10 protein-coding genes are annotated in these 12,977 nt (G+C 55.2%); 2 read left to right on the top strand and 8 right to left on the bottom strand.

What is annotated here, in order from left to right; all coding sequences use genetic code 11:
• Nucleotides 1-138 precede the first annotated feature (138 nt).
• On the bottom strand, nucleotides 139-723 hold the full coding sequence (locus NST23_RS15255) for an LOG family protein (RefSeq protein ID WP_122965406.1): 585 nt from the start codon (nucleotides 721-723) through the stop codon (nucleotides 139-141).
• 95 nt (nucleotides 724-818) lie between these two features.
• Between NST23_RS15255 and NST23_RS15260 the strand changes: the two genes are divergently transcribed.
• On the top strand, nucleotides 819-1,139 hold the full coding sequence (locus tag NST23_RS15260; protein ID WP_217021243.1) for a MazG nucleotide pyrophosphohydrolase domain-containing protein: 321 nt from the start codon (nucleotides 819-821) through the stop codon (nucleotides 1,137-1,139).
• 90 nt (nucleotides 1,140-1,229) lie between these two features.
• Here the strand turns inward: NST23_RS15260 and NST23_RS15265 are convergent, their stop codons facing one another.
• On the bottom strand, nucleotides 1,230-2,594 hold the full coding sequence (locus NST23_RS15265; RefSeq protein WP_122965404.1) for an aspartate aminotransferase family protein: 1,365 nt from the start codon (nucleotides 2,592-2,594) through the stop codon (nucleotides 1,230-1,232).
• Between the two features lie 14 nt (nucleotides 2,595-2,608).
• Nucleotides 2,609-4,117 (bottom strand): CoA-acylating methylmalonate-semialdehyde dehydrogenase, encoded by a 1,509-nt coding sequence (locus NST23_RS15270; protein ID WP_217021245.1) that lies wholly within the window; start codon nucleotides 4,115-4,117, stop codon nucleotides 2,609-2,611.
• A gap of 171 nt (nucleotides 4,118-4,288) precedes the next feature.
• Between NST23_RS15270 and NST23_RS15275 the strand changes: the two genes are divergently transcribed.
• Nucleotides 4,289-5,935: a PucR family transcriptional regulator gene (locus NST23_RS15275; RefSeq protein WP_280648487.1), complete on the top strand. Its 1,647-nt coding sequence runs from the start codon at nucleotides 4,289-4,291 to the stop codon at nucleotides 5,933-5,935.
• Nucleotides 5,936-5,983: 48 nt separating this feature from the next.
• Here the strand turns inward: NST23_RS15275 and NST23_RS15280 are convergent, their stop codons facing one another.
• The 5 genes from NST23_RS15280 to NST23_RS15300 all read right to left on the bottom strand — a co-directional run bounded on the left by NST23_RS15280 (nucleotide 5,984) and on the right by NST23_RS15300 (nucleotide 12,948).
• On the bottom strand, nucleotides 5,984-8,236 hold the full coding sequence (locus tag NST23_RS15280; protein ID WP_173599518.1) for a S8 family serine peptidase: 2,253 nt from the start codon (nucleotides 8,234-8,236) through the stop codon (nucleotides 5,984-5,986).
• 143 nt (nucleotides 8,237-8,379) lie between these two features.
• Entirely contained in the window at nucleotides 8,380-10,788 is a 2,409-nt protein-coding gene (locus NST23_RS15285; protein ID WP_340964042.1) for an AAA family ATPase, read from the bottom strand.
• An 85-nt stretch (nucleotides 10,789-10,873) separates the two neighbouring features.
• Complete coding sequence (locus NST23_RS15290) at nucleotides 10,874-12,049, bottom strand: MFS transporter (protein ID WP_287102259.1); 1,176 nt, start codon at nucleotides 12,047-12,049, stop codon at nucleotides 10,874-10,876.
• A 77-nt stretch (nucleotides 12,050-12,126) separates the two neighbouring features.
• Nucleotides 12,127-12,642: a MarR family transcriptional regulator gene (locus NST23_RS15295; protein ID WP_233454132.1), complete on the bottom strand. Its 516-nt coding sequence runs from the start codon at nucleotides 12,640-12,642 to the stop codon at nucleotides 12,127-12,129.
• Between the two features lie 102 nt (nucleotides 12,643-12,744).
• The gene (locus NST23_RS15300; RefSeq protein WP_063228527.1) at nucleotides 12,745-12,948 is read right to left on the bottom strand and encodes a hypothetical protein; all 204 of its coding nucleotides are present in this window, start codon (nucleotides 12,946-12,948) and stop codon (nucleotides 12,745-12,747) included.
• Between the last annotated feature and the right edge of the window lie 29 nt (nucleotides 12,949-12,977).

The raw sequence follows: 12,977 nt of genomic DNA on the forward strand, positions 1-12,977 counted from the left end.
CACTTGGATATATGATCATTTACATTATCACTTGCTCTTACTTTGTGTCAACGCTTTTTCGTTTAATGAAAATGATTTTATCAGAAAAGCAAAGCAGTTCGCCCTTTTGAAACAGCGAACTGCTTTTTTATATGGCGGCTACTCCTCAGTCAGCTCTGACCATTTGTTTCCTTTGACAGGCGGCTTGTAATCGCGCAGACGATCGAGCAACACGGCCGGATCGCTCTCGCACACGACCAACTCTCCCTGCATCTGCGGAATGAAGCCTGTCTCGGTAGCGTGCCGCACCAGTTCCATCAGCGGAGTGTAGTAGCCGTCGACATTCAGAAGACCAATCGGCTTGCTGTGAATCCCGATCTGCCCCCAGCTCACCACTTCAAAAATTTCTTCAAACGTTCCGTAGCCGCCCGGCAAGGCGATAAAGCCATCGGACAAGTCGTTCATTTTCGCTTTTCGCTCGTGCATGGATACAACTTCATGCAGTTCGGTCAGACCCGTATGTACGATCTCACCGCGAAACAATCCTGTCGGCATGACGCCAATCGCGCTCCCTCCTGCCGAGAGAACCGTATTCGCCACTCGCCCCATCAGTCCCATGTTGGAGCCACCGTATACCAGTTCAAGCTCTCGTTTGACCAGTTCTTTGCCCAATGCTTCTGCGTACTCGGCAAAAGCCGGGTTTACTCCCGGGTTGGAACCTGCAAAAACACAGATACGTTTCATGTCATCCTCCTAGACCAATCAAAGTTGTGTGGCTGCGAGCACCACTTTTTGGTGTATAGTACAATTATACAAAAATCTAGAAGGGACAGATACGTTTGAATATCACGGAATTTCAGAAATGGGTAGGAGATTTTTACGAGGAGCGCGGTTGGACGCAGTACGGGCCGTTTATTCGCGTCGGCTTCCTGATGGAAGAAGCAGGCGAGCTTGCCCGCGCGGTACGGGCGATTGAAATTGGCAGGGATCGGCCGGACGAAGAGGAAAAAGCGGCGCATGAAGCGCGTCAGGAGTTGGTCGAGGAACTGGGGGATGTGCTCGGTAACTTGATCCTGCTCGCCAACCAGTACGAGATTCCGTTTGAAGAGATTCTCGATGCCCATAAAGCCAAGCTGCAAAAACGGTACGACCAAAAATAGCATCACAGCAAGCCGCACCTGGCCGCTCACGAAAGCGAAACTGCCGGGTGCGGCTGCTTTTTTCTCTCTAGTACGCTATATAGACCGCTCCTACTCCAACGTATCGAAAGCTTCTTTCATGACGCGGGCAATAAAGTCGATGTCCTCGCTGGTCGTGGAAAACGGCGGAGACAGGGTGAGCACGTTGTTGAAGCCTGGAATCGTGTCGCCGTTGCGGCCGATGATGAGTCCGCGCTTTTTGCATTCGCCGATCACCTGTGTGAGCTTCGCCGGTGCGGCAGGCTCTTTTGTTTTGCGATCCTCCACCAGCTCGATCCCCATCAGGAAGCCGAAGCTGCGAATGTCGCCGACGTAAGGATGATCCGCGAGAAACGCCAGCTTGGCCCGCAGTTCCGCTCCCAACTGTTCCGAACGCTCGACCAGTTTTTCCTCTTCCAAAATTTCGAGGTTTTTCAACGCGAGCGCACAGGCGGCCGGATTGCCGCCAAACGTGTTGACGTGGCGGAAGTGCGCATTATTGCCCTGCTCGTTGAACTTGTCGGCGATGTCCGCCCGCACGGCTGTTGCCGACAGAGGCAAGTACGCGCTCGTAATTCCTTTTGCCATCGTGACGATGTCCGGCTTGATGCCGAAGTTTTGATGGCCAAAATGTTTGCCGGAGCGGCCAAACCCGCAAATGACCTCATCGACGATCATCAGGACGCCGTACTTGTCGCAAATCTCCCGCACCTTCGGCATGTACTCCGGTGACGGGACGAGCACTCCCCCGCCCGTAATCGTCGGCTCCATAATCACCGCAGCCACTGTTTTCTCGCCTTCCCAGTTGATCACCTGATCGAAATACTGGGCGCATTCCAGATTGCACTTGCCGTACGATTTTCCCGCTGGACAGCGATAACAGTACGGCGGCGGAACGTGCAAAAATCCTGGTGCGAGCGGCTCGTACTTTTCCTTGCGCACTGCTTGGCCTGTCGCAGCCAGCGCCCCCATCGTGTTGCCGTGATAAGCGCGGTGGCGCGAAATGAACTTGTAGCGCCCCGGTTCTCCGTTCTGGTGATGGTACTGGCGCGCGATTTTGAATGCGACTTCGTTCGCCTCCGACCCGCTGTTGGAAAAGAAGACGCGATACTCTTCCCCCAGCCACTCGCTGACTTTTTCCGCGAGCCGGATCGCAGGCACATGGCTCTGCGTCAGCGGAAAATAGGCGAGCTGCTTCAACTGCTCGTAGGCGGCGTCTGCCAGCTCCTTGCGCCCGTAGCCGACGTTGACACACCACAGGCCCGACATGCCATCCAGGTAGCGATTGCCGTCAATATCGGTGATCCAGGAGCCTTGGGCGCCTGTCACGATCATCGGGTTCGGATTGTAGGGCGACATGTGGTGCCACATGTGCTCGCGGTCTGACGCAAGCAGGCTGTCCTTGTCGTACTCTTGCAACTGTTGATCTTGCTCCATCGCGAAAGCCCCCTTTATTTGACGAACACTTTTTGCGAGCCGATGCTTGTATCGCCATCTTCAAACCATCTGGAGGTGACCGTCTTTTTCTTGGTGAAGAACATGACGCCGTCCTTGCCGTTTGCGTGGAGATCTCCGTAAAACGATTCTTTCCAGCCCGAGAAGGCGAAAAAGCCCATAGGCGCGGGCACGCCGACATTGACGCCGACCATCCCTGCTTCCACCCGCTGCACAAATTCTCTGCCCCATTTTCCGTTGTTCGTGTAAATCGTCGCCCCGTTGCCGAAGCGGGAACGGCTGATCGTCGCCAATCCTTCTTCAAAGTTGCTCACGCGCATGACACTGAGCACAGGCGCAAAAATTTCGTCGCGCACGATGACCATTTCCGCATCCGCCTGGTCAAAAATGGTCGGGCCGAGGAAATAGCCGCTCCCTTGTTGTTTCGCATCCTCCCGTCCGTCTCGCACCAACGCTGCCCCGGATTCCACTCCCTTTTCGATGTAGCTGTGGACTTTGGACAAATGCGCGTCACGGATGACCGGACCGAGATCGACGCCTGCCTCAAGACCGTTGCCCATCTTCAGTGCATTGGATTCTTCGATCAGATGCGCCACCAGTTCGTCGGCGATTTCCTCCACAGCAACCACGGCACTCGCCGCCATGCATCGCTCGCCAGCGCAACCGAACGCCGAGCTGACGATCGTTTTCGCCGCCCGCTTCAAGTCGGTATCCGGCATGACCAAATGGTGATTTTTCGCGCCCGCCAGCGCCTGCACGCGTTTGCCGTGAGCGGCCGCCGTTTTGTACACGTACTCCGCTACCGGCTGCGAGCCGACGAAGGAGATGGCCTTCACATCAGGATGCTCCAACAAGCCGTTGACGACATCGTGAGCGCCGTGAACGACGTTGAATACGCCGTCCGGCAAGCCTGCTTCTTTCAGCAATTCGGCAATGCGGATACAGGACAGCGGAGTACGCTCCGACGGTTTGAGAACGAACGTATTGCCCGCCGTAATCGCGATTGGATACATCCACATCGGAACCATCACCGGGAAGTTGAACGGTGTAATCCCGCCGACGACACCGAGCGGGAAGCGGATCGACTGGCTGTCAATGTTGGCCGCGATGTTCGGCAGCGTCTCGCCCATCAGCAAGGTCGGCATCCCGCAGGCAAACTCGACCATTTCCAGCCCGCGCAACAGCTCTGCCTGCGCCTCCGGCAAATTTTTGCCGTTCTCCAGCGTGATCATCCGTGCCAGCTCGTCCTCGTGCTTCATCAACAGGCTGTGAAAGCGGAACATGATCCTCGCCCGATCGACTACAGGAGTTGCGCTCCAGCCTACGAAAGCTTCCTTCGCAGCGGCAACGGCCTTGTCCACGTCTTCCTTCGTCGACAGCGGTACGCGGGAAAGCAGTTCACCTGTCGCCGGATTGGGCACATCCTCGAAACGGGTTGCCTGCGACTCCACCCATTGCCCCCCTACGTAGTTTTTCAATGGATTTCCAACAGTGGCTGTGTTCATCCTTTCAACTCCTTACGCTCATTTGTTTGACAATTCCATTTTATCCAAAAATAAAGCTTGTCATCACTAGACAAAACGCTAAGCATTCGGTAGCATTCATCATACATAGTGTCAATTGTCCGTTTGGAAAAAGGCTCTCTTCACGTAGACGGGCAGGAAAAGGAGAAGCACATGAGCAATGACTGGCGCTTGACGATCACAGAAGCAATCAAACGCCCGCTGTTCCAGCACGCAGAAGTGGTCGCGGGCCACCGCGGACTGGCTCGTCCGGTTCGCTGGGTGCATGTCCTGGAAACAGCAGATACGGGACAGTTTCTCAATGGCGGCGAACTCATCCTCTCGACAGGGCTTGGTTTTGGCGGGGCAAAAGAGAAGCGGCTTGCCTATTTGGCTGAATTGATTCGGCGCAAAGCATCCGGGCTGTGCATCGAGCTTGGCGAATACATCCCGGCGATTCCGGCTGACATGCTGGAAATGGCGGATCATCACGAGTTTCCGCTGATCATCTTCCATCAGCCCGTGCGCTTTGTCGATATTACCCAAGACTTGCACGAGCATTTGATCAATCGCCAGATGCAGGCTTTGCGTGATCTGGAGGCGTATTCCCGAGGCTTGCAGCAGCTCAGCCTCCAGGCGGCAAGCATCCCCAAGCTGCTCCAGCATTTTCAGGCGGCCGTGCAAACCCAGGTGTTGTTTTACTCGCCGGATGTCGCGGCCCAGTACGTTCCCGTTTTGCCCCACGCCGTCCAGGTAGAGATGAACGAGCTGATGGCATCGCTTTTTGCCGAAGAGGACACCCGTGATGCCAGCGTCCGCTTCCACCCGTTATCCATGACCAAGCAGCTCGTCTACCAGCCGGTTATGGCAATGGGGCATTTGCTCGCCTATGTAGGCGTCATTTTGTACGAGCGGGATGCGGACGAGTACATGCTGCTTGCGCTCGACAACACCGTCTCCGCCATGGCCCAGTTTTTTATGCGAAAAATGTTTGCCGAAGAACAAGCCCGGGTGATGGAAAACCGACTGTTCGACGATCTGATCGCCGATCGGCCGATGACAGAAGATCATATGCGTACACTCCTTGGGTTGTCGGGAAGCGTGAAAACAGTGAGCTACCATACGTTGATCGTCTCCTGCGAAAAATCGGAACCAGCCGCAGAAGGCGCCCTCCCGCCGCACGAATTGACCGCGATATACCGTTCGCTGTTGACGCGCCAAGGCTTTTTGCCGTTCATCCGCTGTATGGGCCACCGCTTTTATTTTTTGCTGATCGAACCGAAGCCGCGGGCAGATTCCCGGCGCGCATTGGAAAAGGCGTGGACTGACTTGAAGCGGATCGCCTTGCAAATGCTCGGAGCAGACACCCAAATTCGCTGCGGGATCGGGCGCGTGGGCAAGCGTTTGTCCGATGCGGGACGACATCTGGCGGAAGCGGAGCAGGCGCTCACCTTCCAGCGCGACTCTAGCAGCCCGTTTTTTTCCGATCTGGGGTTGTTTCGCCTGCTGTTTCACATTCCGGCCGAGCCTGTCCTGGACCATTTCATCACCGATTACCTCGGCCCGCTGCTTGCGCACGACGAAAAGCATGGATCAGCACTGACCCAGACGCTGCACGTCTATTTGAATGCCAATCTGTCCAAGCAGGCGGCCGCCGAGCAATTGTTCATCCATCGGCAAACGCTGTATCATCGCCTGGAAAAAATCGCGGAGTTGATCGGAGACGATTTCGCTTCGCCTGAGCGCCGTCTCTGTCTGGAAATCGCCCTGCACGCACAGCAATGGCTGCAAAAAGAAGACAAAGCTCTGCCTCGGTACTAGCGCAGAGCTTTGTCCTTTTCTGTTCCTTTTCCTGATCGCTGGGCTAACCTACCGCTTCTTCTTTTTTCCTGGATAGCTGATGTTCATCTGAAACTTCGCTTCTTTGCCGTCCGCAAGCTCGACGCGAATCTTGAACAAGCCGGACTTTGGCAACGACACCGTCAGCTTTTCCGGGTTATCCGTTCCTGTTGCAGCGGCCAATTCCTCCCGCGTGTTGTTGTCGTACACGTACACATTCACATCGGCTTCCTCATCCCATTGCGCAGACACGTCCAGTTCGCCCGCGTTATAGGTGCGAATCGTAAATTCCTTGTAGGGCGTTTTCTTGCCGAGTGTCCCTTTTTTCAGTTCGCTCTTGACTTCGTAGTTATCGCCATTCCCTGTCTCGCCATCATCGTCGCCGCCGTCATTGTCAGCTTTTGCCCATTTTCCCGTCGTCGCCAGAGCGTATGGCTGCGGGCCTTTCGGAATGTTGTAGCCTTCCACGGTCACCGTGTACGTCCCTTTTTCCGGTTCCACAATCCACACTTGTTCCACGTTGTTGAGGTTGTCGACCTGATCGTCATAAGGCGCTTCGAAAAAGTCGTTCCCGTTCAGGCGCTCGCCGCTTGGCGTAGTGACCTTGAGGTTCAAATCGTTGACAAGCGTGCGCCGGGCGGCAAAAGATGCGGGATAGTCTGTCCAGGCAAGCGTGATGGCAAGCGGCTTGGAGCTGTCCGTCACCTTGATCGCATACTCGGCTTTTTCTCTCGTTCGCAGCCCGTCTTGTACATCCTTGTAATTCGTCTGGATCGCTTCTTGCAGATTGGCACGGCCAAAGCCTTGCAAGCGCATGTCTTCTCCCAAATCATCTGCGCTGGCCAACAGTATGGCCTTGAGCAACGCTCCGCTTGGCTCTTTTTCCCCCTGCTCGTCCAGGTACTGGCGAATTTGCGCGACACCGCCCGCCAAAATCGGGGTCGCCATGCTCGTCCCGCTCATGTAGGCATAATAATCGTTGAAGCGCTTGTCAAAATTTTTGCTCGGAGCAAGCGAAGACCTGGTCGACAAGATGGATGTCCCTGGCGCTACGATATCTGGCTTCAAGCGTCCGTCTGCTGTCAGGCCGCGACTGCTTTCTTCCCACACTTCGTCTTGATTGTCGGAATGCTCGCCCAAGCTGGGACGAACACTCTCGCTCGCCCCGACTGCAATGACGTTTTTCGCCGTGGCAGGACTGCCGATCGTTTGATAGCCTGCCAGCCCCTTGTTTCCGGCAGCGATCAATGCCGTCATGTCGGGATGCTCCCACAAGAAGCGATCGAACAGAAACGAGCTTAAACTGTAATCCCCGTTGTCATTCGCTCCCCATGAGTCGGAGTGAATCCGCGCTCCGTCGACATACGCCTCCTGCAAAATCGTTTCCACGTCCGTCACCAGGTTGCCGCTGCGATCCTGAATCGAATGAAAGACAAGCTTGGCTCCGGGAGCCATCCCTTTATATTGCTGATCCGAAGCTTCTCCCGTTCCGAGCAGCGCGCCAGCTACGTGCGTCCCATGCCCGTGCCGATCGCTCGCATCGTCTGGTCGTCCAAGCGCGTACAAGCTTTTCACCTGGCCGGAAAAATCCGGATGCATGGAGCTGAGCTTGCCTGTATCAAGCCCGGTATCCGCTACGCCGACGATCTGCCCTTTTCCTGTATATCCTGTCGAGTACAGCTCATCCGCATGAATGATGCTGGCCGCGATGTCGTTGTGCAGCTCGTTTTGCGGCACCGGAACGATCGCGATCACATCCTCTGACTCGATGACCTGCCCAATCGCGTCCTCGTTCATCGTAGCGATCGAAATATGCGGTGCGTCCTCTGGCGTGGCAAGCCCTGCCATATCGGCGTCATCGGCTAAACGGCTTACTGTTCGCACCATGTCGACGTTTTGGTCAAAGCCGATCACCGCCACCTCTACCGCCTTGTCTTTTTCCAGCGAGGAACGCAGCTGCGGTGCCAGTTTGGCTTTCGGCTGAAACGGAACCACTTTTTTCACGAAGGAAAGCTGCTCGATTTCTTCTTGCTGCTCTTCGTCTGCAAGCTTTGCCAGGAAAGCGTAGTCCGGTATGTAATCGCCCAAAGTCGCTCCCATATCTGTCAGCTTCTCTTTCCACTCTTCACGGACAGGGCCTGACAGCTGGATGATGACGAGTTCGGACGCGCTCTTTTTGGTTGACGTTTTCTCGATCGCCAGCCCCTCTGTGGCTTCGATCTCAATATTGCCCCGTCTCTCCCCTTCTTGTCTGGCCGCCGCTGGCAAACTGGTTAGCAGCATCGTTACGGCGATGGTAGTAGATAGTGTAGCATGCCATTTCTTTTGCAACGAAAAAACACCCTTCCCCTCATGGCTTGTATTACCATTATACGGGATCGGGTGAATTGTCAAAAGAGTAGGAAGACAGATGTGTGGGACAAAACCTAGTCTTTTGTCCCGGTTTCTTCTGATTGCAAGGTCAGAAGCGGTTCGAAGTCGCTCCACGACAGCGTCGCGAGCAACTTTTCATCCCAGGCTTCCCGCGGAATACTCGTGAGTCGCATCGCCTGGTTTTGGATCGCTTCCTGCAAAAGATTGTAGCTCAACCGTCCGTTTCCTTGCAGCATCTGCTTCTGCTCGGCTGTTTCCAGACTTTGCGCAATCGCTGCAACGGCGCTCGCCTCGATCACATAGCCTGCCTGCTGTGCCGCCTGTTGCAAGATGCAGACCAGCTCCGCCACCGAGTAGTCGGCAAAGTGAATGTACTTTTTAAAGCGGGACACAAGCCCGGGATTGCTCAGCAGAAGGCCGCTCATCTCTTGCGGATAGCCCGCCAGCACTACGACGAGGTTTTCCGCGTGCCGCGTCATTTCTTCCACGAGCGTGTGAATCGCTTCCTGACCGAAGTCTTGCTGGCTGCTCCCGAGCAAGGCGTACGCCTCGTCGATAAACAGGACACCGCCCAATGCCTCCCGCACTTTTCTGCGAGTGAGAGCGGCGGTCTGGCCGACGAATCCCGCGACCAAATCGGCTCGGCTCACGGTGACCAGGTGGCCGCGCTTCAAATACCCGACCTCTTGCAAAATTTGCGCGTACAACTGGGCGACGGTCGTTTTGCCCGTACCCGGATTGCCCGTAAATACAGCGTGCAGTTCGATCGCGCTCTTGGGCAAGCCTCTTGCCGAGCGCTCCTGCTGCACCGCGACGTACGCCGCAATTTTTTTCAGCTCGGATTTCACCTGATCGAGTCCGATCAACGCCTGAAGCTTTGCCTCCGCAGGCTTTTCCGCCTGGGGCGCAGCCAGCTCGCGGACATCTTCCGGGCGCAAAATCGTGAAATCGTCCCATTGCAAAGCTTTGCCCGCCGTGGCTCGTCCTTTGGCAAAAATCGCATCCAGGACGAGACTGGTGACCGTTCTGGCGTTGCCGAATGTGTCGTCCACTTGCGCTTTCTCGATTCGCTCGCGCAAGGCCAGCTTGGCGGCATCCGTCAAGGTAAAATCGTTGCGCGCCGCCACCGCATCGGCAATTTGCACCAGCTCGTCCGCCGAGTAATCCGGCAAAACGAAGTGGCCTGTCTGGGGAAAACGGCTGTACAAACCGGGATTGGCGTACAAAAAGTGCCGCATTTCTTCCGGGTAGCCAGCGAGCATGACGACAAAGCGCCCGGCGTACTCCCCACTCGTCATGGCGGCTACCAGCGTGTCGATCGCATTTTGCCCGTAGTCGCTGCCCGAGCTGTCCGGCCGCTTCAAGCTGTATGCTTCATCAATAAACAGGACGCCGCCGTCTGCCTGCTTGATCGCATCCATCACCCGCTGTTCCGTCTGGCCGACATAGCCGCCGACCAGATGGGAGCGATCTACTTCAATCAACTGTCCCTTGGCCAAAAGCCCCAACTCGTGGTACAGGCGGGCAATCAAGCGCGCCAATGTCGTCTTTCCAGTGCCAGGATTGCCCATGAGCACGAGATGCAACGGGAGCTGGTCGTGCATGTGCCAGCCTTTTTGCTCGCGAAGCTGGCGATATTGCAAAAACTGGGCCAACTGGCGCACGCGCTGTTTGATCTCGTCCAGACCGATCAAACTCTCCAACTGCTCCAATGCCGTCCGTTTGTCCTGGTCCTCGCTGGTCGGCCCGTCATGCGCCAGCTCGCTATCTTCCTCTGGCAGCAACTGCTCTTTTTCCTGCGCTTGCTGGTTGAGGGCGCGAATCGTCTCTTGCAGTTGCGTAAGCAGCTCGGCGGAAAAAAAGACGCCGGAAAGCGAGGCTCCATAAGCTTGCACGCGCGCAAGCAGCTCTTCCAGCAGCACCTGTCGCCTGTCGTACAGGGCGACCATCGCTTCCGCCAAAGCCGTCGTCTGCTCGTCTGCGAGCATGTTGGCTACGCGAAGCGCTGCTTTGGCCATCGCCTGCCAGTTGCCGATGTCGTCTTGGGCCTGGAGCGCCTTGTCTACGAGCACTTCCACCGCCCGCCTTTTGGCGACTACATTGTCCGTCTCCCGCAAGGTCGGAAACGCTGTCTCCAGTTCATGACTGCGCAACTGCAGCAAGAAAAGCCGCAGCTGCGCACCGAGCGCATACGGATCGTTCGGTTGCAACGCCAAAGCCCGGTCCAGCCACTCCTGCGCCATGGCTGTTCCGCCTTTTTTCATCATGCGCAAGATTGACAGTCTGGCAAGAACAGCGGCTTCTGCCTGATCGAGCTGCTCTTCGGAATGAATGGTGCGACTTTCTTCTATTTTTTGCAAAAGGGCCAGGCATTCGCCCTCGGTAAACGTTTGAATGCATACAGGGTTGTCAAACGCGCGCTCCCTGTTAGGTTGCCGCTCTCGCTCATGTTGTTGCTGCATGTTTTGGTTCCTCCCGCTCTTCTGTGTCAATCTTTGTTGTAGCACATTTACTGGAGGAAGAAAAGGATATCGCCAAAACTCGCTTTTACACGCTTCGGTTTGCCGCTGCTGCGCCGATCTGCTTTTTCGCAAGCAAAGTCGCCAGCACGAGCAAAATGCCTGCACCGCCAAATTCGAGGAAAGCACCGCCTGCGCCGTACAAGGCTGCTCCAGCAATCGGCCCAACGGCCATTCCCAGGTAGCGGATCAAATTGTAGACGCCGATTGCCGTTGCCCGTTCCTGTTCATACACTTCCGAAAGCAGAGTCGTATGCACAGGCATCCCGATCCCGAGCGCAAAGGCAAACAACGCGCTGCTTGCCACGAGCAACGGCAGGGACACGTTCGCTGTCACCATGAGGAAAAAGGTAGCCATAGCGTGCATTCCCGCCGTCCAGAGGAGCGCTTTTCGCGATCCCCACCTCTTCTGCAAGCGAATCGCCTGTTTGCTGCTGATCATGAAGACGACAGAGGCGAGCAAATAAAGCAAGCCGATTTTGTCGGCAGACAAGTGATAGTAGCTTGTCAACTGCACAGGGATAAACAACAAGAAGCAGTAGTACGTAAACATCTGTGAAAAGCCGAGCAAGATCACGGACAAACCAGTTGGTTGCCGGCATACAGCGAGATAGCCGCTCAGTTGAAACCGTCTGGAGCTAGACTGACTGCTTTTCGTTTCCGGCAGCAAAAGTCCGTTTCCAGCGAGCAGCAGCACGGCCGTAGCCGCTAAAAATGCAAACACCGCCGTATGTCCGCCTGCTCCGCCAATCCAGCCGCCGAGCAGTGGCCCGATTGCTGGACCGATTGCCAGCATCATTTGATACGTTCCCATGGCACTCGCTCTGTCGCTGCCCTCAAACAGGTCGCCAATCATCGTCGCCGCGACAATCGGAATCGCTGCGAAACCGATCCCTTGCAGCGCCCGAAAGACGAGCAACATATCAATCGAATCTGCCAGATAGCAACCGATGGAAGCGAGCGCGTACAACACGAGCGCCGGAATCAAGATTTTTTTCCGGCCATACTGATCCACGAGCGGGCCATAGACAATTTGCATAACAGCCAGCATGACCGTAAACAGCGAAATCGTCAGGTTGACGAGAAACGCGCTCGTCTGAAACTCTTGCTGCATCGCTGGCAGGATCGGCATGAACAAATTTTGCGCGAATGTACCGAACAAGATGGTGATCCCGAGCAGCATTAATACTTTTTTAGCGTTCATCTTTCAGCTTCACCTCATCATTTTTGTGTCCAAGGAAACAATCTTCCGAAATAATAAGGGAGATGCTCTCTCCCTCGCTAGTCCTCTGTCCAGTTCTTTTGCAGTTGCTCCGTCGCCTCGCCAATAAACCGGGAGACAAAAGCCAACTCTTCCTTGCTGTACCGATCCAAAAAGCGAATCATGTCGTTCTCCAGCTTCGCGTGAAAGCTGTCGTGTATCGAGTTGACCAATTCGCCTACTTTTGTCAGCCGGAAAAAAACTTCTTTTTGGTTGTCCTCCAACTGATAGCGCTCCAGCAAGCCTTTTTTCAACAGCTTCACCGTGATTTTGGATATGGCGCTTTTGGTCACCCCGATTTTTTGGGCAATCGTCGTCACGTTCACCCGTGCGTTGCTGCCGATTTCGGAAATGACGTGCAGTTCGGTTATCGATAGGCTGTCCAAATGCTGGTAATCAGGGATGCTGCTGCGGATTTTCGCAAGCAGTAAGGACTCGCGCCGTTTGCTGCGATCCTCCTGTTTATGTAGCAGAGTCAGCCACTGATTCCAAATTTTCGTTTTCTGATCCAATTCAGCGGTCAGCTCCTTTGTCATGCATTTGGTTTCCAAGGAAACAATATTACTGTATCACGTTCTGCGGCGGCTGACAAGAAAAAACCGCAGTCCGCTGAATAGGCGGCTGCGTTTTGCCCGGTTTTACCCTTTTACATTGCCCAGCTCCACGTCTGCGGCAAAATGCGCCTGGGCAGACTCCAGCACTTCGCCTTCCGAACCTGCCGAGATTTTATAGTTTGCGACTACATTTTTGCCATTGCGCACTTGAACGTTGTACTGGGAATCCCCATCATATGTGCATTCGCACTGATAATGCTTGCCATTGACCTGAATGTTTCCTTCCATGTGATCACACCTCCCCTTCTAGTGTGACC

This window comes from Brevibacillus sp. FSL K6-0770, from assembly GCF_038000275.1.
Lineage (GTDB): Bacteria > Bacillota > Bacilli > Brevibacillales > Brevibacillaceae > Brevibacillus > Brevibacillus parabrevis.

Excerpts from the sequence above, each read along its gene's own strand:
- NST23_RS15255 (WP_122965406.1), bottom strand. The coding sequence starts at position 723 with ATGAAACGTATCTGTGTTTTTGCAGGTTCCAACCCGGGAGTAAACCCG.
- NST23_RS15265 (WP_122965404.1), bottom strand. The coding sequence starts at position 2,594 with ATGGAGCAAGATCAACAGTTGCAAGAGTACGACAAGGACAGCCTGCTT.
- NST23_RS15270 (WP_217021245.1), bottom strand. The coding sequence starts at position 4,117 with ATGAACACAGCCACTGTTGGAAATCCATTGAAAAACTACGTAGGGGGG.
- NST23_RS15275 (WP_280648487.1), top strand. The coding sequence starts at position 4,289 with ATGAGCAATGACTGGCGCTTGACGATCACAGAAGCAATCAAACGCCCG.
- NST23_RS15280 (WP_173599518.1), bottom strand. The coding sequence starts at position 8,236 with ATGCTGCTAACCAGTTTGCCAGCGGCGGCCAGACAAGAAGGGGAGAGA.
- NST23_RS15285 (WP_340964042.1), bottom strand. The coding sequence starts at position 10,788 with ATGCAGCAACAACATGAGCGAGAGCGGCAACCTAACAGGGAGCGCGCG.
- NST23_RS15290 (WP_287102259.1), bottom strand. The coding sequence starts at position 12,049 with ATGAACGCTAAAAAAGTATTAATGCTGCTCGGGATCACCATCTTGTTC.
- NST23_RS15295 (WP_233454132.1), bottom strand. The coding sequence starts at position 12,642 with ATGACAAAGGAGCTGACCGCTGAATTGGATCAGAAAACGAAAATTTGG.
- NST23_RS15300 (WP_063228527.1), bottom strand. The coding sequence starts at position 12,948 with ATGGAAGGAAACATTCAGGTCAATGGCAAGCATTATCAGTGCGAATGC.